This is a genomic window from Pseudoalteromonas sp. meg-B1, from assembly GCF_003173795.1.
GTDB classification, from domain to species: Bacteria; Pseudomonadota; Gammaproteobacteria; order Enterobacterales; family Alteromonadaceae; genus Pseudoalteromonas; species Pseudoalteromonas undina.
This window is the reverse complement of record NZ_QGQU01000001.1, coordinates 638,044-664,375: the sequence shown is the minus strand read 5'-3', so window position 1 is coordinate 664,375 and position 26,332 is coordinate 638,044. Positions and strand designations below refer to the sequence as shown.

Below are 26,332 nucleotides of genomic sequence, written 5' to 3'. Positions count from 1 at the left end.
GACTCAGCCCCACAAAGTAAGTATTCACTATTATGAGCTGAGTTTCTAATCTTGGTTGTTTGCTTCGTCTTCGCTCTGTTGTGTTTCGTCTACAGCAAGTGGCCAACCACCTAGTTGCTGCCAACGATTAACAATTAAACAGTACAGTTCAGCAGTACGTTCTGTATCGTATAACGCAGAGTGTGCTTGTTTATTATCAAACTCTATCCCTGCTGCGCGACACGCTTTAGCTAGTACCGTTTGCCCTAATGCCAAACCAGCAAGTGATGTGGTATCAAAACTAACAAACGGATGAAATGGTGTGCGCTTGATATTATTACGCTCAATAGCCGCATTTAAAAAGCCGTGATCAAAAGCGGCATTATGAGCAACGACCACAGAGCGCTGGCACCCTGCAGCTTTTTGCGCTTTGCGCACTACTTTACAAATTTCTTTAATCGCCTCTTCTTCAGGGACTGCCCCTCTCAGTGCTGAAAAAGGCTCAATCCCATTAAACTCAATGGCAGCTTGCTCAATGTTTGCACCCTCAAACGGTTGCACATGAAAATGAACGGTATGATCGATACTAAGCAGTCCTTCGTCATCCATTTTTAAAACGGATGCTGCAATTTCTAGTAATGCGTCGGTTTCTTTGTTAAAACCGGCGGTTTCAACATCAATAACCACAGGAAAAAAGCCACGAAAGCGTTGCGCGAAAAGTGTTTGCTCAGTATTTGCCATAGTATTCTTGGTTTGTAGGGATTAGCTGTCTATTATGTCAAAATTGATGGCCTGTCGGCTAGGGGATTTATTGATTAATTACAGTTAAACTATAGGCATGTTACTTGCTTAGTAATTAGCGTTTACGCTGAATTATTTGCTGTTGCGTAATATTTTACGGTTTTTGTCACTTTTTTGGCAGAGCTAGATAACTGGAGAATTCTCGATGAAGTGTAAGTTGTTATTTATTAGCCTAGGCATTAGTAGTGTGCTGTGTAGTTTGAATACAACTGCGGCAATGCGCCAGTACACGGCTAACCAAGATAATTCAAATTGGAACTTGGTTAAAACAACTCGCTTACAATGCCAATTAAATCATGAAGTTCCCTACTATGGTGAAGCCGTTTTTAAAGCATCAGCCAGTAAAAACAAAGATCTCACTTTTAATTTAGACATGGTCGTGCGCCCAGAAAATTACGCGATTGCCGGTTTAAAAGCGGTACCACCTAGCTGGCGAGCAGGCCGCCCTGCCCGTGATATTGCTGATATGAAATTACTTAAAAAGTTTGATGGTGAATTAGGCAATAAAACAGCATGGGAAATGCTGACTGAGCTTGAAAAAGGCAACCAACCCACTTTTTACTACCAGGACTGGCAAAATAGTGCCGATAAAATTGCCGTGGGTATGTCTAATGTTAATTTTAAGCAAGCGTATTGGGCGTTTTTACAATGCCGAGACGAATTGCTGCCATACAATTTTGAAGATATTTCGTTCACTATAATGAATTATGAATCGAATAGCAGTAAGTTAACCAAGTCATCGCAGCAGCGCCTCGATAAAATTGCTGAATATTTAAAAAACGACCCGAGTATAGAATCAATCAGTATTGCATCGTACACCGATAGTTATGGCGGTCGTTGGAATAACCTCGATTTATCTAGAACCCGTGCTAAGGCTATTAAAGATTACATGGTTGGCTTAGGCGTTGATGAAACTAAAGTGGTTACTGAAGGCTTTGGTGAAAAACGCTTTGTAGACACCAATGATAATATTTTAGGCCGTGATAAAAACCGTCGCTTGGTAATTCAAATAGCAAAAATGTAAGTTAAGCTCTCTCCTTTAATGGCCGAATGTGTAATTTAAGCACTTTCGGTCAATACCTATCAATTTAATCATGCCTCTATTGTTAAAAAACAATACTCTGACCATTTAGTTATTAACATTTGGCTTTTTATTTTTTCATTTATATTAATAAGTTAAATTTAATTTCTTGATGATTTTGGCTTTTTTAATACAGTTGTAAATAGAAGATTACATTTTATTTTGTCTCTTTTATGACAAAACTATTTAAGTTTTGCACAACTAGTTATATCTTGCGTGTCTCTCACGTTTGATCAGGATCATTAAGTGCTTAAAAATAAAACAATAGGTAGCATGTTAATTGTTGCAGGAACCACCATAGGTGCAGGTATGCTTGCCCTCCCCATTGCCTCTGCGGGACTGGGATTTAATACGGCAATGGTGTTAATTGTAGGGTGTTGGTTACTAATGACCTACACCGCTTTGCTTATGTTGGAGCTTCACCAATACGCTCCTCGCGACGCCACCTTAAATACACTGGCTAAGCTTTGGCTTGGTAAGCGTGGCCAATATGTGGCTAACTTTTCGATGATATTTTTATTTTATGCACTGTGCGCTGCTTACATAGCCGGTGGTGGTGCTCAGCTACAAGAGCGCATTAATACTGGGTTTAATCTTAGTATTGCTCCTCAATTAGGCTCCGTTATTTTAGCTGTATTGATTGCAGGCGTGGTGACTTTGGGTACTAGTAAAGTTGATAAGCTTAACCGAGTACTATTTAGTGTAAAAATAGTAGTTTTAGCTAGCTTGTTTTATATGTTAACACCTTATGTACATGGCCAACACTTATTGGAAATGCCTGTTGAGCAAGGACTGATACTGTCGGCTATTCCAGTGGTATTTACCTCTTTTGGCTTTCATGGCTCTATTCCTTCTATTGTTAAATATGTCGGACTTGACATAAAAGCCTTGCGCAAAGTTATGATTGCAGGCGCCTCTTTACCACTGGTTATTTATATATTTTGGCAAGTATTAAGCCAAGGCATAATGAGCCAAGATCAATTACTACAAAGCGAAGGGTTAACTGGGTTTGTAGCCAGTGTGGCCAATATTGCCAATAATGCCAATGTTTCTACTGCAGTTAAACTCTTTGCCGACTTAGCTCTAGCAACGTCATTTTTAGGGGTAAGCTTGGGGTTATTTGACTTTTTTGCTGACACATTCAAAAAAGCAGACACGGGGGCTGATAGAATTAAAACAGCACTTATTACTTTTGTTCCTCCTCTTGGATTTGCTTTATTTTACCCGCAAGGATTTATTATGGCATTAGGCTATGCAGCCATTGCTTTGGTCATATTGGCAGTATTTTTACCTGTTAGCATGGTGTACAAGCAGCGTCAGGGGATTGAAAAAGAAGGCTATAAAGTACGCAGTGGTAATATTGGTTTGGCCATAGCCGCTTTGTGTGGTATTTCAATTATTAGCGCACAATGCCTGCAAATGGCAGGACTTATACCGGCTATAGGCTAGTCCCTATAGTTGTTCTAATGTGTGCACCCCAATGATGGTTTTGGGGTGCATACCATTCGAACGTCAATTGTTAACGTTAAAATACTATCGCTTGCCCTCTTCCGCTTTGCTCAGACGCCGCATCTAATTTGCCATCATTATTGATAATCACATGCATATCACCAAAGTGACGCTCATCCACTGTATAACCCATTTTTATTAGCTGTTGCTTTACTGAGGACTCCAAACCCGAGTGCGCTCTAATTACATTTTTAGGCCATAACTGATGGTGAAAACGCGGGCTATTTACTACTTCATTTGCGCTCATATTAAATTCAATCACATTGAGTATTGATTGATACACTGAACTAATAATTGTGGTGCCGCCAGGCGACCCTGTTACCATTTTCACCTTATTATTACTGAGTAAAATGGTTGGAGTCATAGAGCTTAACATACGTTTATGTGGCTGAATTTCATTCGCTTTTCCGCCAATGGCGCCAAATACATTCATAACCCCGGGCTTAGCGCTAAAGTCATCCATTTCATCATTTAAAATAAAGCCAGCGCCTTCTACGACTACGCCACTACCAAACCCTAAATTGATGGTGGTGGTATTAGCAACGGCATTCCCCATGTTATCAATAATAGAAAAGTGAGTGGTTTGTTCGCTTTCTTTTAAACCCGGTTTAATATTTTCAGTGGTAGAAATGGCCTTTAAATCTATACTATTGCTGCGGTTTTTAAGATAGTTTTCTGCAAGTAACTTAGCTGTAGGCACTTGGTAAAAATCAGGATCGCCTAAGTATTCTGCCCTATCAGCAAACACTCGCTTACCTATTTCAGCAAGTAAGTGCACATACCCAACTGAATTATGTGATGGTGCAGCTATGGGCTTTTTAAGCTCATACATTTTAAGCCATTGTAATATAGCAATACCGCCGGAGCTTGGTGGCGGTGAAGTAAGCACTTGATAGCCGTTCCAGTTAGCTTTTATAGGAGTACGAGACTTTGCGCGGTAATTTTTTAAATCGTCTTTAGTAATAATACCGCCATGTTGCTTCATAAAGTTTGCGATGATCGTTGCAGTTTCACCTTGATAAAAGCCATCTTGGCCATTATCGCGAATGCGTTTGAGTGTCGCGGCAAGCTCAAGTTGTTTAAAAAGCTTACCTGATGTAGCGCTTGCAAAATAACTGGCAAAATTTACTTTAATGTTTTTATTGTTTAGGTGCTCTATATAGCCCTTAATTAACTGAGCCAACTTTTCGGGCACCACGAAACCTTGCTCAGCTAATGTAACCGCAGGTTGTACTAAGGTTTTCCAAGGAAGTGTGCCATGCTTCTTATGTGCTAGCCACATACCAGCAACACTCCCAGGTACGCCACTGGCATGAATACCATAAATAGATTTATTAGCAATAACTTGCCCTTGCGCGTCTAAATACATATCACGATGTGCGGCGTTCGGTGCAGTTTCACGGTAATCTATAAAATCACCTTGCCCATCCTTATGAATAAGCATAAACCCACCGCCGCCAATATTACCCGCCTCGGGAAGCGTAACGGCCAATACAAACTGTGCTGCAATGGCTGCATCAACCGCGTTCCCCCCCTGTTCTAACACAGCTTTTGCAGCATGTGCACTAAAAGTGTCAGGCATGGCAACGGCACTCTGTTTAGCCGCTACATTAAAAACACATAACTGTATTACCACAATACTACTGATAATTAGCTTGCTTGGTGAAAAAAGTGCTCCCATCCCATATCCTTAGGTTATTTTTATACATTGATGGCAAACATTAATGCATAGTAACAAACATCAGGTCAATATTTAGATGCTACATTTTTAAGGCTTAGGAAGTTTTAGCTCAACTGCACGGCTTTGAATAAAGCGCAGCAGTTAAGTTTGAGCCATCATCAGTATGAATATAATAGTGCTGTAGCTGCATACCGAGCTTTTTCATGATGTTAATTGAGCCAACGTTGGCGGTCAGCGCTGTGGCACTGATTGCCTTTACTTGCGACTGTTTTTCAATCGTTGAGCAAATCGCTTGTGCCGCCTCAATTGCATAACCCTTACCCCAACTCGCTCGTTTAAACCGCCAGCCTACTTCAATATCACTAAAGTCAGGCGTATCTGAAAAAAAGCCCATCGGCCGAACAAGCACCCAGCCAATAAAAGTATTACTTTCACGCAGAGTTACTTGCCATAGTCCCCAACCTTGTTGCTCATTGCGATAAGCGAGCATTCTTGGAATGGCTTTCGTTTTTATCTCTTCAAGAGTGGTAGGTTTACCTTGAGTCAAATACTGCATAACGGCTGGGTCTTGATCGAGCTCATATAATTGCTGCCAATCATTTTCGTCCATTAATTTAAAACTTAATCGTGTTGTTACAGCTATGTTCATTTTCATTGTTGTATAGTTACCTCTGAAATATATTTTTCACTAAAGGAGATAGTCAATGAAGAAATTAGCAGGTTTAGCATTATTAGGCACTTTAATTACACTAACAGGGTGTGAAGATGCCAACGAAGTGAAACAAGACGCCAAACAAACGAGCGCTGAAGTTCAAGAAAAGCTAAACGAAACGTGGAACGACGTTAAAGAAAAAACCAATGAGCTTAAAAATGACGAGTCATTAAATAAGCTACTCGAAGAGAGTAAAGCGATGGGCTTAGACATGTACGATGACGGCAAAGAAGTAGCTGTTGATGCATGGATCAAAAGCAAAGAAGCGGCTGGCGAGCTAACTGAAAAAACTAAGCAAAAAGCACGTGAAATTGCGGCAGAAATTGAGCAAGCACGTGAAGAGCATAAAGAAGGTTAATTATTTTTAACCATAAAAAAAGGTAAGCCATGGCTTACCTTTTTTGTTTTATTTTTAGAGCAAGTTATAGATTATAGTTCAAAGTCTTTTTTGAATTTTAAACCAAACTCACTACGATCATTGCTGCGCATTACGCCAACAAAGCCAGTTTGCTGCAGGCGACCTACATCGTAAACTTCGTTTAATACGTTCTCACCATATAGCGTTACTTCCATATCGCCGTATGGATTAGTGTAAGAAATATTAAAACCAACTAGCTCACGCGAATCAATCGTTTCACTTTTATTGAAAACTGACTGACCTTGCATTTCGCTACGGTACGAGTAGTTTGCATTTAATGCAACAGTGCCACCATTGCTTAAATCAACAAAGTAAGATGGAGCAACCATCACTGTCCAACGAGGTGTCAGTGCTGGTGAGTCACCTTTACCAATACCTTGTACGCCCTCAGCCACTTCTGTAATTTCAGAATCTAAGTAACCTACTGCAGTGCGAATAGTAAAGTCGTCGGTTAGTGCAATTGTGGTTTCAAGCTCAATACCTTGCGCTTTAGACTGGCCTGCATTTTCAACGATAGTTACAAAGCCACCGCCCGCGGTTGGATCTGAGAATGGCAATGCTAAATCAGTGTAGTCAGTAACAAACATTGCAAGCATCATAGATACATTTTCATGTACCTGGCCTTTTAAACCAATCTCGTAGTTAACTGCTTTGGTTTCATCAAACGATACAAACTGATCCGGACCACCAAATGGGCGCGGTGGAAAGCCACCTGTTTGGTAACCTTTTTGCACTTGACCGTAGACATTCATATTATTGCTAAGCTGGTATGAAGCATTAATGTCCCATGTTACTGCATTAAAGTCTGCACTAATGTCCTTTCGCTCAGGGAAGGTTGGGAAAATAGCATTCGCATCTTTTTTATCTTCTGAGTAACGAAGACCACCGCCGATTGTTAAATCATCAGTTAAATCGTAACTACCGTTGATGTAAGCTGCGTATGAGTTTGTTTCTTGATTGATTTCAAAAAAGCCAAAACCACCAAATGACGGAGTAACACCATCATTCAATAGACCATTTGGCGTGTTAAATGGGCTAAATACAAAATCTTCTGAGCGAGTAAAACCATCTTCATTAAAGAAGTATAGACCCGATACAAAGTCCATTTTATCAAACGTTGCGTTTAGCTGAACTTCAAAAGAGTATTGATCTGCACCGCCTACTTCTGGGAACTCAGATAAGTTAAGTGGTGATGCATCATCATCTAAGCCACCTTCATACTCAGAAGTACGGTAGCTTGAAATAAACTTAGCTGTATACGTGTTATTAATGGCCCAGTCAGCTGTAAATGACGTGCCCCAACCAGAATATGAAGTTGACTCAATACCTGCAACCGTTGTGCCTAAATCATCAGGGTTTTGAGGAATTAAGTCTTCAGTTAATAATGGGAAATCGCCATTAAAGACATCATTTGAATCTAACGAATCTGTCAGTTCAATAGTATAAGGCGATTGACCTGACTCATTATCAACGCCATCTAGCGAGAAGGTAAACGCTAAATCACTGGTTGCTTCGTATTTAAGTGCGATACGACCACTAAACTCTTGCTCTTCACCAATTTCTTTTTCAGGGTTAGCTAAGTTTACTGCTGTACCTACCCCATTACGTTGTTTGTATGACGCACTTGCTGACATGCTTAGATCGTTAGTTAGTGCATTATTAAAGTAAATATCACCCGCAACTCGACCACGACTGCCCACTTTAGCGGTTGTTGTTAGAATACCTTCATCACCAGGTTGTTTAGTAATTACGTTTACTGCACCACCTAATGTGTTACGGCCATAAAGTGTGCCTTGTGGCCCACGTAGAACTTCAACTCGCTCTACATTAGGAAGTGATAAGTTAGACCCCATTTGGCGACCTAAGTAAACACCATCTAGGTAAACACCTACGCCTGGATCGGTTGTTATAATGTGATCTTGCAAACCAATACCACGAATAAAAACTGAGGCATGTGCTGCATTACCAACACCATAACGAGTAATGTTTAAGTTAGGAACGTATTTACCAATATCTTCTAAGTTACCCATATTGGCTTTATCAATAAGGTTAGCACCTATTGATGTAATCGCAGTTGGAGATTCGAACAAGCTCTCTGTACGTTTACGAGCTGTCACTTCAATTTTTTCAAACGCGTCTTGTTTGGCTGTCGTTTTAGCTTCTTGTGCATTTGCGGAAGTTGTTAGGGCTGCAATAACCGCTAAACTTAACTGTGAGAGGGTGCGTAATTTCAAGGTTTTCTCCAAAGGGTATTAATTTAATTATGCGTTATGCTGTGTAAACATAAATTGTAGGCATAAAAAAAGATGCTTTAGATGCATCTTTCCTCTGGGAGTGTATTGTATTACATAAAAGTTACAATATGTATATTTAACTTTAGTTTAAGCAAAAAAAATTAATTTTTAACTTTTTAACCTAAACTAATTATCTAAACAATGACGCAGTTCTAATTTAAATTAAGACTTTAATACTAACCACCACCGATATTACTCATTAATCATACAGCTGGTTTATTGTAAAAAACACATTAAAGCTACTTGAAGTTATGACAATATCCAAAGACCCTTTATATTTAAATATTAAGCAAAACCATTTTTAGGTGAAAAGCATGACAAAAAAACAGACCACGCAATCAGCAAACATGCTTTTTAATAACACCCCCTACAATCCGTTATTTTTTACAACATTAAATAGCGACATATTGTTAGTCAGCTATTCAGCACTCAATACGCTTACAAATTACGAACTTCTGAGCCATTTTATACAAATCAATAATTATCAGGGATTGGTTATTTTTAATATTCCTAAAGATACTGATGTTATTTCACTAAAAGAATGGCCAAACTTAAAAGGTCTTTTTTATCAAGACACCAATGAAGAGCTATTCAACAGGGGGTTAGATGCAATTACACAAGGAGAATTGTGGTTTCCACGCACAATCAGTGATATTTGGATGCGCCAAATGCTCGATACAGAGCAAAAAAATGCTTTGCAAACAAGTAACCTAACTGATAAAGAAATTAAAGTGCTTAACCTACTCTTTAGTGGTCTTCATTCCAGTGCTATTGCTGATAGTTTATTTATAAGTGAAGCTACGGTTAGAGTACACTTACATAAAATTTATAAAAAAATAGCGGTCAAAAATAAACAGCAGGCAATTCGTTGGTGCCAAGATAACCTAAAAAATATAAATACGCGTTCATAACTAAAAAAATAATTACTACTTAATGCGTACTGCAATAAACATCACCTCATCATAAATAACTCAAATAACTCAGTTGGTTACATTACCTTAGATAAAAAAATCCTTAATTTTCAATCACAGCCATGCGTTCTTGTTGCAAAAAAGTAGTGAAAAGTACTTAATTTATTAATTTTAATTAGAAAAAAGTTAATACTCATCTTATACTGCAGCGGGATACACATGAAATTAAATAGGATACACAATGAAAAAACTATCTGTAGCAGTAGCAATTTGTTGCGCACTTGCCACAAGTAACGCGAGTGCTGAAGTTCGTATTAATGGGTTTGCTTCTATTGTCGGTGGTAAGTCGCTCGATAGTGATCAAACGTTATATGGATATGATGATGATATTTCATTTAAAAATGAAAGCGTGTTTGCTCTTCAGCTAACCGCTGACCTGCAAGAGAAGCTATCCGCGACAGCGCAGATAGTGGCTCGCGGCGAGAATGATTTTGACGCCGACTTTGAATGGGCATACTTAACTTATGAGATATCTGACGAATTACAAATCAGTGCTGGTAAAATGCGTGCACCTTTTTATCGCTACTCTGACTTTTTAGATGTTGGCTATACCTACCGCTGGGTGCGCCCACCTCAGTCTGTATATAACTTACCGTTTTCAACCTATGAAGGCCTAAGCTTATTACATACAACTCAACTTGGTGATTGGGACTCTACTCTTCAGGTTATTTACGGCAGCTTCGATGATAACATTGCCGTAGTATCTGTTAACGGTGATACCGAGCTTAACGACATTGCAGGGTTAAACTGGACATTGAGTTACGATTGGTTCAGTGCTCGCGCTGCTTACTTTGTTGCTGAAACAAGTATTGAGATTGAAAATGATACGGCCGAAGGTATGGCGCTTAATGGCTTAGAACAAGCTCTTCGTAACTCAGGTTTTGTTGATCAAGCAAACAGTATTGCTATTGACGAAGACGATGGTGCATTTTTAGCACTTGGCTTTTCAATTGATTACAACAATATCTTGTTCGACGCTGAATACACACAGTTTGAAGTAGATAACAGTGCGCTCGCTAAGCAAACTCAATATTACACATCTTTAGGCTACCGTATGGACGAATGGCTTGTTCATTTAACCTATGAAAACAACGATGATGAGCATGATAGTAATCGTTATAATGCACTACCAAATGTACCGCCGTTAAATGCTGGGCTTAACCAAGTTTTGGAAGGCTCTAAAGCTAAGAGTAATGTATACACAATTGGTGCTCGTTATGACTTCCACCCAATGGCTGCCTTTAAAGTAGACTTTAGCCGCCTAAAAGATGATATCTCAAATACTGAAACTGACGTAGTTGCCGTTGGCGTTGATTTAGTATTTTAATTGGAGCGAATGATGAAGAAATTAATTTTAGCCAGTATGCTAACACTATGTAGTACTGCAGCATTTGCTGAAGTTGCAGTAATCGTTAACCCAGCGAATGCCAATGCAGTAAGCCAAGACGATATTAAAAAAATATACCTTGGCAAGAGCAAATCGTTTGCTGATGGCACCAAAGTAAACCCTGTTAACCAAAATGGTACTGCGGTAGCTGATGAATTTAACGACAAGCTTGTTGGTAAGTCAGGCAGCCAGTTAAATGCTTATTGGTCAAAGCTAGTTTTTACTGGTAAAGGCACACCTCCAGGTAAACTGGATAATGACCAAGCCGTGATTGATTTTGTAGCTGCTAATACAGATGCGATTGGCTATATTGATAGCGCTAAAGCAAGTGATAAAGTCAAAGTAGTAGGCAAGTATTAATCTGCTAAATTAAAAATAAAAAGCCCGCAATAAATACTTTATTGCGGGCTTTTTTATGCCTATTATTTACAACCTTAATAAAACATTAAAATATCGCCTTAACGACTACTCATCAATTTTAAACTTAGCAGTTGCATCTAATAAGTTATCTGAAAGGTAATGTAAGTTTTTAGCCACATCTCTTACGGCTTTGAGTGAGCTCATCGTATCTTCGAATGAAACATGCATATTAGATACGTTGTCTACAACCATTGCGGCTACTGAGGTTTGCTCTTCAGTTGCTGCTGCAATTTGCGAGTTCATACCATTAATTTCTAGTATTTGCTCGGCTATTTTTTCAATCGAAACACCGGTTTGCTCTGCTGCACTGGCATTATCGGTTGCCATATCTCTTGCAGAGGTCATAGCCGTCACAGATTCATTGGCTGCGACACTTAGGGTACTTAATAACTCACGAATTTCATTGGTTGACTGTGCAGTGCGTGATGCAAGCTCACGGACTTCATCAGCAACCACAGCAAAGCCTCGTCCATGTTCACCCGCGCGTGCAGCTTCTATTGCGGCATTTAGGGCTAATAAGTTTGTTTGCTCGGCAATGGATGTAATTACATTTAGTATTTGCGATACATTTTTAGTGTCATCGGCTAACTTATTAATGGTGTTGGCCGCTATATTAATTTCATCGCTTAGAGTGCGCGATGCGTTAACAGACATTTTTACTTGAGCACGGCTTTGATCTACTTCTTTTTCTGCTGTTTGCACGGCATTAGATGCGCTTGCTGCTGATTGTGAAATATCGCCAACACTTTGCTTCATCTCTTCCATAGACTGTTTAACAACATCGGCATCGGTAGTTTGCTTAGTGGTTGCTCGCTCAGCTCGCTCCATCCCCTGTACAAGACGGGTTGAGTTTTCCATTAACGGTTCACATACCGCGATGACTTCTAAAACGGTTTCTCTAAGCAAGCTAATGAATGCATTAAAGTTTATTGATACCTGACCTATTTCATCTTCAGAGTTAACGGCAAGCTTTGTACTTAATGACCCTTTACCACTTGCTAAAAGACTCAGGTTATTAGCGGCATCACTGGCTGATGAACCAATATTACGTGCAATCCAAATAGCCATAAGCAATAACAGTGTTAATGATACAACCGCAACAACCAGCATTAAGTTAAGTGCATCATCTGAGCGTGCTTTTGTATTAGCAACAAGCTGGAAGAAGCGATCATCTGCTTTTTGCTGCGCACTTTTAAAGCTAGTTAAAACAGCTTCATAAAGGCTTGTTTTAAGCTGAGCCTGTTGTTGTATTTTACTAAAATCAGCCGTGCCATTAACCATACCGTTGGCAATCGTTGCAGATATTTTCTCATAATTAGTCAGTCGCGTTTTTGTGTCGCTATTAATATAAGATGCATTAATTGTTTCTATTGCGTCTATATTCATGATGAGCTGCTGGTAAGTTTCACTCGCTTTTGTTACTAAATCTTGCTCGCCAAACGTTACAGCCTGAGTATATAACTCATCTAACTTTTCTAAAATGCTTACATTAGCCAAGGTTAATTTGGCAACTTTATAAGAAGATTTCTCCATTTCATCAAGTGATATGCGATTTTCGTTCATAGCAAAGTAATTAACCAAAACAATTACTAAAAATGCGATTATCGCTATAGATGTAATTGCATGTATTTTTTTAGTAATGCTGAGGTTTTTAAAAGAGAAACCTGAAGCCATATTAATTTACCCCGTTTAATTATCTATAGTTATTATCGGCTTAAGATACAAAAATGTTAACTTTATTTTTAACTTTTGATGCTTTTTATACATAAAGTTAAATATACAGTAGTATTCTTTCATAAACACTTACAATTGAAATATAGAGTGTTCTACTCAATGTTCAACATTAATCCAAAAAGAGTTGTTTGATATTTTAAATTTTAGGCACAAAAAAACCAGTAACATTGCTGTTACTGGTTTTTATATTTGGTGCGGATGGGGGGACTTGAACCCCCACGCCCGAAAGCACTACCCCCTCAAGGTAGCGTGTCTACCAATTCCACCACATCCGCATTTTTTAAGCTATCGCTTAGCGTTAAGTCTTAAAGCTAACTCGAGGAAAGAGAGCAACTTAACAATTTAAACTAATTAATTTGGTACGTCAGAGCTTTGCTCTTTAGTTGATGTTACTGGAACATCTTCTTCAACTGGTGTTACAGTTTCAACAGCTGGAGCCGCTTCTAAGTTTTCCCATTCGTCAGTCTTTTTGATTTGACCGGCAGTCAGGTTACCTAAAACAATACTTAACACAAAAAAGATAGTTGCCAGAGTTGTTGTCGTTTTCGTCATAAAGTTACCGGCTCCCGAAGAACCAAAAACAGTAGACGATGCGCCTGCACCAAATGATGAGCCCATGTCAGCACCTTTACCTTGCTGGATCAAAACCATACCAACAAGCGCTAAAGCTACAATTAAATACACTACTAATAAAATTTCGTACATCTTATACGGTCCCTTTTGCACTATTGCAGATAGCAGTAAATGATCCTGCTTTTAGACTTGCGCCACCAATTAGGCCGCCGTCTATATCTGTTTGTGCAAATAATAATTCGCTATTTTTTTCATTTACGCTACCACCATATAAGATGGTTAGCCCTTGTGCTAAATCGCTGTCTAGTGAAGCAATTTTGTCACGGATAAATTTGTGAACACTTTGCGCCTGTTCAGGCGATGCAGTCTTACCTGTGCCTATAGCCCAAACGGGCTCATATGCTATCACAGATTCTTTCAGTGCTGCTACACCTAATTTATTAATTACTGCGTCAATCTGCGCAGCAACTACCTGTTCTGTTTGACCGTTTTCTTGCTCTATTTCACTCTCTCCGACGCATAATATAGGTGTTAAACCTACTTGTTGGGCGCGAGCAAATTTTGCGGCTACGGTATCGTTGCTTTCTTTGTATATACTGCGGCGCTCTGAATGACCGACCAGTACATATTTTGCACCTAGCTGTTTTACCAGCTGGGCATCTACTTCACCAGTAAAGGCACCTGGCGTATTCTCTGAAACTGTTTGTGTCCCAGTAGTTACACCACTTGCAATCATTGCTGATATCAGTGGAAACGGAGGAAATAAAACAATGTTTACTTCAGAAGATTTAACATTGTTAATAGCATCAGACAGTTGCTCAACGAGTTCTAATGAACCATTCATTTTCCAATTGCCTGCGACCATCGCCTTGCGTGTTGCCATTTTTCCACTCCACATTAGAAAGCGGGCGAGATATTAACTCGACTCGCCCAAAGTTACAAGAGGTTATTGTTCTCAATCAGTTTGTTTGCTCATAGATTCGACAACCGCTGCTATTTTCTGAGCGCTATCGATAACTATTTTTTCTTGTTCCGCTTCAACCATCACTCGTACAACAGGTTCAGTACCTGACTTACGAAGTAATACACGGCCTTTATCTGCTAAGCTTTGCTCTACTTCAGCCACAATAGCAAGCACTTCTGGTGCTTGGGTTGGATCGGTACCAGCAGTGTATCGCACATTAATCATTTTCATTGGGTACTTAGTAAATCCAGCGCCTAAATCTTGAAGTGTACGGTTTTGAGCCACCATAGCAGCAAGTACTTGTAAGCTTGAAATGATGCCATCGCCAGTGCTAATCAAATCTAGATTTAAAACATGACCTGAGCTTTCGCCGCCTATTTTCCAGCCTTTTTGCTGCAGTAGTTCCATCACATAACGGTCACCCACTTTGCTACGAGCAAAAGCAATATTTTTGGCTTTTAACGCATTTTCAAGACCCATATTCGACATTACAGTACCAACAACTCCGCCACCTAGGTTGTCATCTTGAGCGGCTTGGCAAGCAATAATGTAAACTAAATCATCACCATCAAATACGCGGCCATTATGATCAACCATCATCACCCGGTCGCCATCGCCATCATAAGCGATACCTACATCTGCTTTATGCTCAAGTACTTTTTGCTTTAGTGTATCTACGTGAGTTGCACCACATTCATGGTTAATATTAACCCCATTTGGCTCACACGCATGGGTGATCACCTCTGCACCAAGCTCTCGCATAACTGAAGGTGCTATGTGGTAGGTTGCACCGTTGGCGCAATCTAAAACTATTTTTAGCCCTTCAAGTGATAAGCCTTGTGGAAACTGACTTTTACAAAACTCTATATAACGGCCATCAGCGCTTGATAAGCGTGTTGCTTTACCTAGCTTATCAGAGGCTACACAGGTCATAGGTTCGTCAAGCATGGCTTCAATTTGCAGCTCTACAACATCATCTAGCTTTAGGCCTTGGCCATTAAAAAACTTAATGCCGTTATCGTAATAAGGGTTATGGGATGCGCTGATCACAATACCCGCTTCTGCGCGAAACGTTTGCGCTAAATAAGCAACGGCAGGCGTTGGCATAGGGCCAAGTAAAATAACATCAATGCCGGCAGCAATTAGACCAGACTCTAATGCAGTTTCAAGCATGTAACCAGAAATACGAGTATCTTTACCAATAATGACTTTTTTTGTGCCATGTTGTGATAATACACGCCCTGCAGCCCAACCTAGCTTCATTGCAAACTCAGGATTAATAGGCCCTTGACCTACTAAACCACGCACACCGTCTGTGCCAAAATATTTTCTTTCTTTCATTTAAAGTACTCCTTGTTTGCAGGCTTGATATACGCCAAGCACGTCTGCGGTTTCTTTTACATCATGCACACGGATAATATGCGCACCGTTTTGTGCAGCTATTAATGCGCCAGCTAAGCTGCCTGCTAATCTATCTTTTGTATCTCTGTTGAGTAAATTACCAATCATTGACTTACGTGATAACCCCGCAAGCAGCGGTAAGCCAAGCTGCGCATAGTCATTAAATTGAGCCAATATTTGATAATTGTGTTTAAGTGTTTTTCCAAATCCAAAACCAGGATCTAATATTAACTGGCTTTGTTTTATACCAGCAGCTTCGCATGCGGCGATACGCTGGTTAAAAAAATCATTTATCTCGCTTGCTAAATCATCATAGTGAGGAGCGTTTTGCATACTTCGCGGTTGTCCTTGCATATGCATTAAGCACACGACTACGTCAGGATATTGAGCAACCACCTCTATTGCACCAGGCTCTTGCAGTGCTCGCACATCATTGACAATATCGGCACCTGCTTCAATGGCTTGACGCATGACTTCAGCTTTACTGGTATCGATTGAAATAACGCAATCACTTTGCTCACGAATAGCATTAATAAGAGGGATAACGCGCTGTAGTTCATCTTCAAGGCTGACATCAGGAGCACCCGGGCGTGTAGATTCACCACCGATATCTAAAATAGTCGCTCCCTCATCAAGTAACTGCATCGCATGATTGAGTGCAGCTGTTGTATTAAAAAACTGGCCTCCATCTGAAAATGAATCAGGAGTAACGTTTACTATCCCCATAATAACGGATTCGCTGAGTTCAAGCACTCGACCACGTGCAAGCTTAATTTTATTATTCATCGCTAACCCTAAAATATGTTTCTGCAGTGTAATACCAACTCGTTATGACACTTAACCATTTTAAGCGAGGAAAGTCGGACGGTAACAAGGCACGGTTTTCCTATCCAAAATAGCTAACTTTATTAAGCGCATTGGTATAATTTATTAATTACAGCAAACTGATACAAAAAAGCCCCGAACTTCGGGGCTTTTGGATACGTTATTTTAACGATTATTCCGCTTTATCATCAAGGTTTGTTTCATCTTTTTTAGACTCATCTTGTTTAGAGTCGTCGTTTTTAGATTCGCTAGTTGGTTTTTGTATTTCATCAACTGCTTTATCTTTAGAAACATCTTCCTTTTCAGGTTTAGCTTCATGACGGTCATGCGCATCACGTGGTTCACGTACTGGCTGACGCGCCATTAAATCATCAATCTGTTTCGCATCGATAGTTTCATACTTCATCAGTGCATCTTTCATTGCGTGTAAAATATCAATATTTTCTTTCAGTATTGATTCTGCACGTTGATAGTTGCGGTCTGAGAACAAACGTACTTCTGCATCAATTACTTTGGCCGTTTCGTCCGACATGCTCATAGAACGACCACCGCCGCCACCCATGTACATTTCGTTTTGATCTTCAGCATAAAGTAATGGACCTAGCTTTTCGCTTAAACCCCATTGAGTAACCATTTTGCGAGCAATGTCAGTTGCACGTTCGATATCGTTACTTGCACCTGTAGTTACTTTGTCTTCACCATAAATAATGGCTTCTGCAATACGGCCACCATAGAGGCTAGAGATCATAGACTCAAGTAGCTCTTTAGAATGACTAACACGGTCTTGCTCTGGTAAATACATTGTCACACCTAGCGCACGGCCACGTGGAATAATAGATACTTTATAAACCGGATCGTGCTCAGGCACCATACGACCAACAATGGCATGGCCTGCCTCATGGTAAGCCGTCATTTCTTTTTCTTGCTCACTCATCACCATGGTCTTGCGTTCAGCACCCATCATGATTTTATCTTTTGCAGCGTCAAATTCAGCCATACTAACAACACGTTTATTACCACGTGCTGCATAAAGAGCCGCTTCATTCACTAAGTTAGCAAGATCAGCACCTGAGAAACCAGGTGTACCACGAGCAATCACTGCCGCTTCAACGTTATCACCTAACGGTACTTTACGCATGTGTACTTTTAGAATTTGCTCACGACCACGAATATCTGGTAAACCAACCACAACTTGACGGTCAAAACGACCAGGGCGAAGTAATGCTGGATCTAGAACATCCGGACGGTTAGTCGCAGCAATAACAATAATACCTTCATTGCCTTCAAAGCCATCCATCTCAACTAGCATTTGGTTAAGCGTTTGCTCACGTTCATCATGACCGCCGCCCATACCTGCGCCACGCTTACGACCTACTGCGTCGATTTCATCGATGAAGATGATACAAGGCGCTGCTTTTTTAGCTTGTTCGAACATGTCACGTACACGTGATGCACCAACACCCACAAACATTTCAACAAAATCGGAACCTGAAATAGTAAAAAACGGTACTTTTGCTTCACCGGCAACCGCCTTCGCAAGTAATGTTTTACCTGTACCTGGAGGACCAACCATAAGTACGCCCTTAGGAATACTACCGCCTAATTTTTGAAACTTAGAAGGGTCACGTAAAAAGTCCACCAGCTCGGTTACATCGTCTTTGGCTTCATCACAACCTGCTACATCAGCAAAGGTCGTTTTAACTTGATCTTCACTCATTAAGCGGGCTTTACTTTTACCAAATGACATGGCGCCTTTGCCACCGCCACCTTGCATCTGACGCATGAAGAAAATCCACACACCAATTAGCAGTATCATAGGGAACCAAGAAATGAAAATGCTTGCTAAAAACGATTGTTCCTCAGGTTTTACACCTTTGACATTTACATCGCTTTTTAACAAATCATTTAAAATATCTTTATCATAAATCGGCATAATCGTTTGAAAACGCTCGCCACTATTTTTTATGCCAGTAATTGTGCCACTGCCACTTTCAATAGACACTTCTTGTATAGAGCCACTACGGGCATCTTTAACAAATTGACTGTAACTTGTTTGACGATCAACTTGATCGCCGCCATTAAAGCTCTGAAATACTGACATAAGCACAACTGCAATAACCAGCCAGAGTATTAGATTTTTCGCCATATCGCTCAAGGGGTTAACCTCTTGTATCCAATTAATTTAAATTCAACTAAACGCCAAGCAACTGTACTACAGTTTGTATCCAGTCGCTACTATATATACTTCCCGAGAACGGGGACGCGAGGCATCCGGTTTACGTATCTTCACTGCTTTAAAACTATTACGTACATCTTGCAAATACTGATCAAAGCCTTCACCTTGGAATACTTTAACAATAAACGCGCCATTTTTCTTTAAAACTTGGTGACACATATCAAGTGCAAGCTCAACCAAGTACATGCTTCCCGCCTGATCAACCGAGTTATTACCACTCATGTTAGGTGCCATATCAGACAATACCACATCTACATTTTTACCATCAATACGTTTTAAAAGCGCATCAAGTACAGCCTCTTCACGAAAGTCACCTTGTAAAAAGTCAACACCCGCTAATGAATCCATAGGTAAAATATCACACGCAACCACTTGGCCTTTGTCACCTACTTTTTCTGCTAAGTATTGTGACCAACTCCCTGGAGCTGCGCCTAAATCTACTACTGTCATTGCTGGACGCAATAACTTATCTCTGTTTTGAATTTCGTCTAATTTGAAAACAGCTCGAGAGCGCCAGCCTTTTTTTTGCGCTTCTTGAACATATTTATCATCAAAATGTTCTTTAAGCCAACGCTGTGAACTGGCTGACTGTTTTTTATTTGTCATAAATTAACACGCAACTAATTAGTAATATTCTCTAGATGGCGTTAGAATACCCTTAATTCAAGCCATATTCAGCAAAATTTGTAATATCATGACATTATCAAACAAACAAAAGCAGTTTTTAAAAGGCCAGGCACATAGCCTTAAGCCTGTAGTTTTACTAGGTTCTAACGGTTTAACCGAAGGCGTAGTAGTTGAAATCCAAAGCGCATTAGAAATTCACGAATTAATTAAAGTGAAAGTGCCAACTGACGATCGTGAAACAAAAAAGCTTATTTTTGATGCCATTGTTCGCGAAACAGGGGCCACCAAATTACAAACAATTGGTCATACGATTGTGCTTTACCGTCAAAGCCCAGAGAAAAAAATTCAGTTACCTCGCGGCTAATAGCCCGTTGTAAAGCTATAAAAAAACCAGCCGCGGCTGGTTTTTTTATAAATGGATTAAAAATCCATTATTCGTAAGTTTGCTTTATAGCTGCCATGCTCAAGCCTACTAAGTGAGTAATAGTGCCCGTACTGCCCCTCATCCATATTCTCAATAGTTTGGTTACTCAATAACGAAGCTAATTGCGGCGTGGTGTTACTATGCCCTATAACCACCACAACACCACTTTGTGCTAACAACTGATTTTTCAATGTCGTTAAATCGGCAGCACTATAAGTAATAACTTTAATATTAAAATACCTAGCTAAAGGCGCTGCAGTATTTAATGTGCGGTTATAATTACTACTGTATAACGTAATGTGTGGATGGGTTTTAACTAGCGAAACCAAATGCTCAGCACGCGCTTGCCCTTGCTCTGTTAAAAATGGATTATTGCCTGTTTGCTTTTCACTATGGCGAAACAAATAAAGCTGTTCAGGCTCAGCAAAAGCAGGATTGCATAGCATTAATAGTAATGCTATCCATGCTGATTTTACCAATACACTCATTGTTTTTTGCCTCGTTTGTATGCCAATAAACGGTCTATAAATTCAGTAGTAAGCTCATTAATGAGCCCAGTTTCTGCATTTAAAATCAAACTAAAGCCTACATTTAAGTGCGGAAAAACCACTAAGTCACTGCGGTAGCCTTGCACCCAACCACTGTGATAATAAAGCGTTTCATCATCATAGTCATACACACGCCAGCCTAGCCCATAGTAGGCTTCGTTCATGTGCTCTCGCCATACTCGTCTGTAGCGTTCTTTTTTAGTATGAGTATAAGGGCGTGTTTGCGTGGCCAATGCATCTAAGGATAATACCGATGGATATTGCCCTAATTGCGCATTTAACCAAATAGCCATATCTGACGCACTGGCGTTTACCCCTGCCGCGGGTGCAACTTTATAATAATTCTTTTTTAAGCGGGCGCTATACCAACGTTTTTTGCCACGCACGTGAGGGTGTGCATAGTTATTATCCTGCACCATGGCATCGTAACCCAAACTAGCATCATTCATTTCTAGGGGAGTAAAAAACGCCTCATTAAGCCACTGGGTATAGGTTTTGTTGGTACTTTTTAAAATTACGTCGTCTATTAAGCTAAACATTACATTTTGATAGCCATAGCAATCACCAGGGTCACAAATGGGTTTAACACTCAATAGTTTTTCAACAATGTCCTTATAACCCATTCGCGATTCGATTAAATTATCGTAAGCGTTAGGAACTAGCCCACTAGAATGGCTTAAAATATGAAAAACTTTTAAATCATCTTTATAGTCAGTTTGCTTAAAATCCGGTAAATAATAACTAACAGGTAAATAAAGGTTGAGCCGCTGTTCATTTGCGAGTTTAGCCGCTAACGACCCTGCAAATGTTTTAGATACGGAGGCTAAACGAAATCGAGTGTGCGGGTTAATTTTTTGCCCACCGCGCACCTTTGTATTGCCCATAGTATGAATGTAGTCACGTGCTTGTGAGTTGACAATAGATAGCGCCCCTCCTGGGATTTTTTTTATTTTTAGTTTTTTTTCTGTATAGCGTCCATAACTTTTAACAAATGCTTCCCAATCAGGATCTGTGCTTGCGCTCGCCTGTAAATGCGTCCCGATAAGGAGCACGGCAAAAAAGTAAAAGGGTAAGGTGTTAAAATACTTCATTCTTAGCTAATTTTTCTTTTTTAGTCATAATCAACCGTTATAATATCATGAACTTTTACTCGGACTAACGTACAATATGTCCGATTAATGGCTTTTGAGTGGATGTAAAATATTTATGCGTTTTTTAGTTGTATCACTTTTTATAATATCAGCGTCAGGTTGTGCTGTCGTTAAACAACCCGCAGAGCCTTTAGCAATGCCTGCAAAGCCTATGCTTAAGAGCCAAACTTATCAGTTAAAATATGAAACTGAGCATGCTTCACCAAAAGTGAAGTCGGTACAATTACCTGCCCACAACGTGAAAAAAAATCAAACTGTTAGAGTAATCGTAGACCGTGCAAGTGTTACCGACACTTTGGTCTCTCAAATAAGCCAAGCCTTAATTGATAAACAGCTTAAGGTGACCACTAGCGAGAATAGCGATTACACGTTAGCGATTCATCAAGTTGATCTGGAATTTATAGATGACGCCAAGTACACCCTAGCACAACCAGAAAAGCCATATTCACTGTTTTCAAAAGTAGCGCAGCAATTTCCGTCGCAACAATGCGCCAATATATTGGCCCAAGTTAGCATGCGACTTACTCACAAAGCATCGGGCGATGTGGTGTGGTTTGCTAAATCATCAATTGACAGTGCAAGCTTTCATCGTGAACCTTTAGTTTATAGCTTTAGCGAAGAAAAGAAGATCACTAATGAGCTGGAAGTTGTTGCATTTATACACAAGCACAACACCGAACAGGCTCGTCTTAAACGAGCTGAGCTTAATAATGAAGTAACGGCCCCTGCTTATAAAACCATTACAAAACTGAGTCGTTTAACTAAATTAAATGGGCCATGTACACGCACCGAAATAAGTGCTCTCACACCTATGATGCAATTTTACTTAAGCAGTATTCTTATTGATAAAATTAAAGTTCAGTAGTTGTTAGGACGACCGCTACATTTTTTTACAGATTTAGCTAAGAGTTTGACAATATACTAGGGTCTGTTGACCTTTCAAGGTTGAATTTGCAGCAGTCTGTTTGGTATTTAGGCAAGGCAGAGCCTTTGTGGTGTGGTTGTTCCCCATAAATAGGCGATAACGCAGCATCAATGCCAAACAGACGCTGCCCGAAGAGTTCTGCCTAGGGGCGATTTACTCTTTGTTGCTCGGTTTTTACTTAGCCCACTAGGTTACAAACTTCGCGCCGCGATTAAACCGCCCCTAGTTTGAACAAATTTTAATCCGCAAAGGTCAACAGACCCTAGCCTCTTTAGCAAACTCTAATTAAGGTTCCAAGGATGACGTATACTTCTCTTAAACAGTCTTTTGGTTGTGCGGCCTTATTAGTTGCCGCTATTTTTAGTGCCCAAAGCAGCGCCAGTAATCGCTACTATGCCGATAACACTTTGGAACCCACCACTGGGTTTGCCTGGGATTGGAGCGCTGGCGCAGGCTATTATATTGAAGACTCTTATTTAGTTGGCATGAACTCCTATGATGTTGGTGCAGAACTAGATTTGAGTATTGCGGTTTCCTACGATAGTTTTTATCTAGATTTTGACCATAATCAGCTCAGCGGTGGACTTGTTTTAGGCTATAGCTTAATTAACAAATATGATTGGGGTCTTGATTTATTAGGCACCAACATTCAAGCAGGTTTTGATGAACAAGGTTTAGGCTTTTATAACGACGGAATAATTGATCCACTGCGTGGTATAAAAAAGCGTAACTATGATTTTGACACCGGCCTTCGATTAACACGCCGATTTGAAAACTCACAAATTTCATTTGAATATTTACATGATATTAGCGGTGCTCATAATGGTTGGGTTGCCAATGTGTTTTTCAGCCATATTCAACCTTGGCGCAATTGGGAGTTTCGTTCCGGTATTGGCTTAAATGCCTACTCTGCTGATTTTACAAACTATTACTTTGGTATTGATAGCGATGAAGCAAACGCAGCACGCCCTATTTATAGTACCGATGCCAGTACCAGTATTATGTTTGAATTTCATGCTGAATATCCCATCAATCAAGATTGGGTATTTTTAGCTGGCTGGCTAACTACATGGTTTTCAAAAGAAATTGAAGACAGCCCAATTATTTCCCAAGGATATCAACACAAAGCCAAGGTAGGCCTGCGTTATGTACTTTAGATTTTTTTACTGTTTGTTGTTTACATATTCGGGCTCTTTGCTTGCAGCCACTACACAACCACCCAGTGACCTTACTGCCGTTCCCGATACCTGTGTAGCCTTACGTGAAGGGCGTCAATGTTATGCCGATGTTGTCTTATCGTGGCAGCAACCAGAGGTAGGAAATTATTGTTTACGCGATGCGACTTCAAAATACATTATGCAGTGCTGGCTTAAACAGCGACAAGGCTCACTTAATTACGCCTTTGATTCAACCCAGAGCATTTCATTTGAGCTGTTTGATAGTAATACATCACAAGTGATTGCTGTAAGCGAAGTTAAACTACAATGGGTGTATCAAAATAGACAAAAAAAGCGGCGTTGGCGGTTATTTTAGCCACACACTATAAACATCATTCAGGTATACGAAGAAAGCTTATGGATAATTACGGTACTATTCTACTGGTTGAAGATGATATCTCTCTTGCACAATGGGTAACTGAGTATTTAACTGAGCAAGGTTATATTGTGCATGTATGTCATCGCGGTGATGAAGTTATAAGCCAAGTAAAGCATTTAAACCCACAACTTATTTTACTCGATATTATGTTACCAGGACTTGATGGTATCAGTGTATGCCGTGAGTTACGCAGCTTTTATCAAGCTCCTATAATTATGCTCACCGCACGAGATGAAGAAATGGATGAGGTCATTGGGCTTGAAGTCGGTGCCACAGATTACATTATAAAACCTGTTCGCCCTCGCGCACTGCTTGCTCGTATTAAGTCGGCTTTACGCTACAGCAGCGACATACCTAAAACTGATGCTCAAGAGAGCATGATCAATATTGGTCAATTAAGTATTAATACCGAATCTCGTAACGTTACACTCAACCAGCAAGATGTGAATATTTCAAGCGCAGAGTATTTATTATTACATTACTTAGCCAGCAACGCTGGACAAGTTGTATCACGTGATGCGGTGTTTAAAGCAACCAAAGGCAGGGAGTATGACGGTCTAGATAGAAGCGTTGATGTACTTATTTCTGCTTTGCGTAAAAAGTTTAATGATGATCCGCAAAAACCAGAAAAAATAAAAACTATTTGGGGGCGTGGTTATTTGTTTGTGACTACAGCGTGGTAAGTTTTAATGCCTGAGCGCTTAAAATAATAAGCGCGACAATAATAAAAGTCACTTCAATACACCCAGCCTATTATGGAATAGCATCAATGAAAAAGTTTTATATTTCACTACTAGGCAGTGCGCTGCTTTCAATTATTGTTTTAGGTTGGCTTATTGATGCATTTAGCCAACAAGCACATGCACCTTTGGATGAGTTTAGCGTTCAAAGCCAGATTATTGTCGGGTTAAGTAAACAGCTCACAGCTATAAAGCCACAGGCACGACCAGAACAGGTAACTAAGTTAGCCAAAGATTTTAACCTGACTCTTAACTACAAATTAAATCAGTCGCTAGCATTACCATCAGCGCTATTAGATAAAATGCAAACTCAAGGCGGGTTAATACTTGAGGACGAGCAAGGCTTTTACATGCTCTACACTAATGATGCATTAAGCCCTTACCATTTAACCATGCGTTTAGATAAACCTTATGAGAACATACAGCGAAACGACATAATTTTAACTTTGTTATTTTATACAGGCTTATGTGTTTTTATGGGTTTTATTATTACCCCTTTAGCAAAACGTCTTACAGTATTAAATGATGCGGCAAAACAGTTCGCATCCGGTAATGTTAAAGCCCGAATTAAGCCCTCTCGCTTTACCTATATTAAAGATGTGGAACTGACCTTTAACCGCATGGCAAGCCAAATTGAAAAGTTAGTTGCTGAAAATAAACTGATGGCCTCAAGCCTGTCCCATGATATAAGAACCCCAATAGCATGCTTACGCTTTGGTGTTGACGCTGCACTTGATAGCCATGATGAGAGCAAAATAAAGCATTACCTAACCCGTATGGAAACCGATTTGGATCATATGGAGTCAATGTTAAAAAGCTACTTAGCATTTGCTACTTTGGAACAAAATGCCAATAAACTTACTTACTCATCAGCAAACCTTAAACAATATCTAAGTGATATTGTGCTGCAGCTTGAACCAAGAATAACCGCACGTTCGCTTAATATTTCTTTAGAATGTGATGATCATACTATTTTTGCTGACTTACATTGGCTAGCAAGAGCGATCGCTAACTTAATTAATAATGCCTGCGATTTTGCACATCATCACATTAAAGTAACCGCCTCGCTACAAGAGCATACTTTAGTCATCAGCATTGCCGATGATGGCCCAGGAATAGCTCAAGAAAACAATCAAAAAGTATTTAGCCCGTTCTTCCGTGAGCGCAGCCACCGTAATCGCAGTGACAACAGTTATGGGTTAGGATTGGCTATCGTTGCCAAAGTAGCCGATTGGCATCATGGCTCAATAGAAGTGAGTAAAAGTGAGCACCTTGGTGGGGCCTGCTTTACACTTACGATTGCGCGGTTTCGATATTAATCAAACAATTACTATC

25 protein-coding genes and 1 tRNA gene are annotated in these 26,332 nt (G+C 39.9%); 12 read left to right on the top strand and 14 right to left on the bottom strand.

Going from position 1 to position 26,332, the window contains the following annotated elements:
- Positions 1-45: 45 nt before the first annotated feature.
- Positions 46-720 carry a ribonuclease T gene (rnt, locus tag DK924_RS03110; protein WP_109874316.1) on the bottom strand — a complete coding sequence of 225 codons (675 nt, stop codon included), beginning with the start codon at positions 718-720 and terminating at the stop codon, positions 46-48.
- 205 nt (positions 721-925) lie between these two features.
- Between rnt and DK924_RS03105 the strand changes: the two genes are divergently transcribed.
- Entirely contained in the window at positions 926-1,804 is an 879-nt protein-coding gene (locus DK924_RS03105) for an OmpA family protein (protein WP_109874315.1), read from the top strand.
- Between the two features lie 303 nt (positions 1,805-2,107).
- The gene (locus tag DK924_RS03100; protein ID WP_109874314.1) at positions 2,108-3,310 is read left to right on the top strand and encodes an aromatic amino acid transport family protein; all 1,203 of its coding nucleotides are present in this window, start codon (positions 2,108-2,110) and stop codon (positions 3,308-3,310) included.
- Between the two features lie 76 nt (positions 3,311-3,386).
- Here the strand turns inward: DK924_RS03100 and ggt are convergent, their stop codons facing one another.
- Together ggt and DK924_RS03090 are read right to left on the bottom strand one after the other, a co-directional pair.
- A complete protein-coding gene (ggt, locus tag DK924_RS03095; RefSeq protein WP_109874313.1) occupies positions 3,387-5,051 on the bottom strand; it encodes a gamma-glutamyltransferase in 1,665 nt (554 codons plus the stop codon).
- A gap of 109 nt (positions 5,052-5,160) precedes the next feature.
- The gene (locus DK924_RS03090; protein ID WP_075169649.1) at positions 5,161-5,706 is read right to left on the bottom strand and encodes a GNAT family N-acetyltransferase; all 546 of its coding nucleotides are present in this window, start codon (positions 5,704-5,706) and stop codon (positions 5,161-5,163) included.
- A gap of 49 nt (positions 5,707-5,755) precedes the next feature.
- Here DK924_RS03090 and DK924_RS03085 point away from each other — a divergent pair, with 49 nt between their 5' ends.
- Positions 5,756-6,121, top strand: a complete 366-nt coding sequence (locus DK924_RS03085) for a hypothetical protein (protein WP_109874312.1) — start codon at positions 5,756-5,758, stop codon at positions 6,119-6,121.
- A 71-nt stretch (positions 6,122-6,192) separates the two neighbouring features.
- Here DK924_RS03085 and DK924_RS03080 read toward each other — a convergent pair whose 3' ends face one another.
- A complete protein-coding gene (locus DK924_RS03080; protein WP_010388016.1) occupies positions 6,193-8,415 on the bottom strand; it encodes a TonB-dependent receptor in 2,223 nt (740 codons plus the stop codon).
- A gap of 374 nt (positions 8,416-8,789) precedes the next feature.
- Between DK924_RS03080 and DK924_RS03075 the strand changes: the two genes are divergently transcribed.
- The 3 genes from DK924_RS03075 (at position 8,790) to DK924_RS03065 (ending at position 11,193) form a co-directional block, all read left to right on the top strand.
- Positions 8,790-9,386: a LuxR C-terminal-related transcriptional regulator gene (locus DK924_RS03075; RefSeq protein WP_010388014.1), complete on the top strand. Its 597-nt coding sequence runs from the start codon at positions 8,790-8,792 to the stop codon at positions 9,384-9,386.
- A 241-nt stretch (positions 9,387-9,627) separates the two neighbouring features.
- Positions 9,628-10,773: a porin gene (locus tag DK924_RS03070; protein WP_054201676.1), complete on the top strand. Its 1,146-nt coding sequence runs from the start codon at positions 9,628-9,630 to the stop codon at positions 10,771-10,773.
- A gap of 12 nt (positions 10,774-10,785) precedes the next feature.
- Complete coding sequence (locus DK924_RS03065) at positions 10,786-11,193, top strand: phosphate ABC transporter substrate-binding protein (protein WP_010388011.1); 408 nt, start codon at positions 10,786-10,788, stop codon at positions 11,191-11,193.
- 105 nt (positions 11,194-11,298) lie between these two features.
- Here DK924_RS03065 and DK924_RS03060 read toward each other — a convergent pair whose 3' ends face one another.
- The 8 genes from DK924_RS03060 to rlmE all read right to left on the bottom strand — a co-directional run bounded on the left by DK924_RS03060 (position 11,299) and on the right by rlmE (position 19,592).
- Positions 11,299-12,927: a methyl-accepting chemotaxis protein gene (locus DK924_RS03060; RefSeq protein ID WP_054201677.1), complete on the bottom strand. Its 1,629-nt coding sequence runs from the start codon at positions 12,925-12,927 to the stop codon at positions 11,299-11,301.
- 250 nt (positions 12,928-13,177) lie between these two features.
- Positions 13,178-13,262, bottom strand: a tRNA-Leu gene (locus DK924_RS03055).
- 76 nt (positions 13,263-13,338) lie between these two features.
- On the bottom strand, positions 13,339-13,692 hold the full coding sequence (secG, locus tag DK924_RS03050) for a preprotein translocase subunit SecG (protein WP_010388009.1): 354 nt from the start codon (positions 13,690-13,692) through the stop codon (positions 13,339-13,341).
- Between the two features lies 1 nt (position 13,693).
- A complete protein-coding gene (gene tpiA / locus DK924_RS03045) occupies positions 13,694-14,443 on the bottom strand; it encodes a triose-phosphate isomerase (RefSeq protein ID WP_109874311.1) in 750 nt (249 codons plus the stop codon).
- Positions 14,444-14,515: 72 nt separating this feature from the next.
- Complete coding sequence (gene glmM / locus DK924_RS03040) at positions 14,516-15,865, bottom strand: phosphoglucosamine mutase (protein ID WP_010388007.1); 1,350 nt, start codon at positions 15,863-15,865, stop codon at positions 14,516-14,518.
- Positions 15,866-16,711, bottom strand: coding sequence for a dihydropteroate synthase (folP, locus tag DK924_RS03035; protein ID WP_109874310.1), 846 nt, complete (start codon positions 16,709-16,711; stop codon positions 15,866-15,868).
- A 211-nt stretch (positions 16,712-16,922) separates the two neighbouring features.
- Entirely contained in the window at positions 16,923-18,896 is a 1,974-nt protein-coding gene (ftsH, locus tag DK924_RS03030; protein WP_054201681.1) for an ATP-dependent zinc metalloprotease FtsH, read from the bottom strand.
- A 66-nt stretch (positions 18,897-18,962) separates the two neighbouring features.
- On the bottom strand, positions 18,963-19,592 hold the full coding sequence (gene rlmE / locus DK924_RS03025) for a 23S rRNA (uridine(2552)-2'-O)-methyltransferase RlmE (protein WP_010388002.1): 630 nt from the start codon (positions 19,590-19,592) through the stop codon (positions 18,963-18,965).
- 88 nt (positions 19,593-19,680) lie between these two features.
- On the opposite strand from rlmE, the gene yhbY reads away from it, so the two are divergent.
- Positions 19,681-19,977: a ribosome assembly RNA-binding protein YhbY gene (gene yhbY, locus DK924_RS03020; RefSeq protein ID WP_008112687.1), complete on the top strand. Its 297-nt coding sequence runs from the start codon at positions 19,681-19,683 to the stop codon at positions 19,975-19,977.
- Between the two features lie 56 nt (positions 19,978-20,033).
- Here the strand turns inward: yhbY and DK924_RS03015 are convergent, their stop codons facing one another.
- Entirely contained in the window at positions 20,034-20,525 is a 492-nt protein-coding gene (locus DK924_RS03015) for a histidine phosphatase family protein (protein ID WP_109874309.1), read from the bottom strand.
- On the bottom strand, positions 20,522-21,676 hold the full coding sequence (locus DK924_RS03010) for a serine hydrolase (RefSeq protein ID WP_054201683.1): 1,155 nt from the start codon (positions 21,674-21,676) through the stop codon (positions 20,522-20,524). Before DK924_RS03010 ends, DK924_RS03015 begins: the two co-directional genes overlap by 4 nt.
- Before the next feature lie 115 nt (positions 21,677-21,791).
- Between DK924_RS03010 and DK924_RS03005 the strand changes: the two genes are divergently transcribed.
- The 5 genes from DK924_RS03005 to DK924_RS02985 all read left to right on the top strand — a co-directional run bounded on the left by DK924_RS03005 (position 21,792) and on the right by DK924_RS02985 (position 26,316).
- A complete protein-coding gene (locus DK924_RS03005) occupies positions 21,792-22,601 on the top strand; it encodes a hypothetical protein (protein WP_010387998.1) in 810 nt (269 codons plus the stop codon).
- A gap of 359 nt (positions 22,602-22,960) precedes the next feature.
- Positions 22,961-23,818 carry a MipA/OmpV family protein gene (locus tag DK924_RS03000; RefSeq protein WP_109874308.1) on the top strand — a complete coding sequence of 286 codons (858 nt, stop codon included), beginning with the start codon at positions 22,961-22,963 and terminating at the stop codon, positions 23,816-23,818.
- Entirely contained in the window at positions 23,808-24,194 is a 387-nt protein-coding gene (locus tag DK924_RS02995) for a DUF3019 domain-containing protein (protein WP_054201685.1), read from the top strand. Before DK924_RS03000 ends, DK924_RS02995 begins: the two co-directional genes overlap by 11 nt.
- Positions 24,195-24,235: 41 nt before the next feature.
- A complete protein-coding gene (locus DK924_RS02990; protein ID WP_010387994.1) occupies positions 24,236-24,940 on the top strand; it encodes a response regulator transcription factor in 705 nt (234 codons plus the stop codon).
- Between the two features lie 86 nt (positions 24,941-25,026).
- The gene (locus DK924_RS02985) at positions 25,027-26,316 is read left to right on the top strand and encodes an ATP-binding protein (protein WP_109874307.1); all 1,290 of its coding nucleotides are present in this window, start codon (positions 25,027-25,029) and stop codon (positions 26,314-26,316) included.
- Positions 26,317-26,332 lie beyond the last annotated feature (16 nt).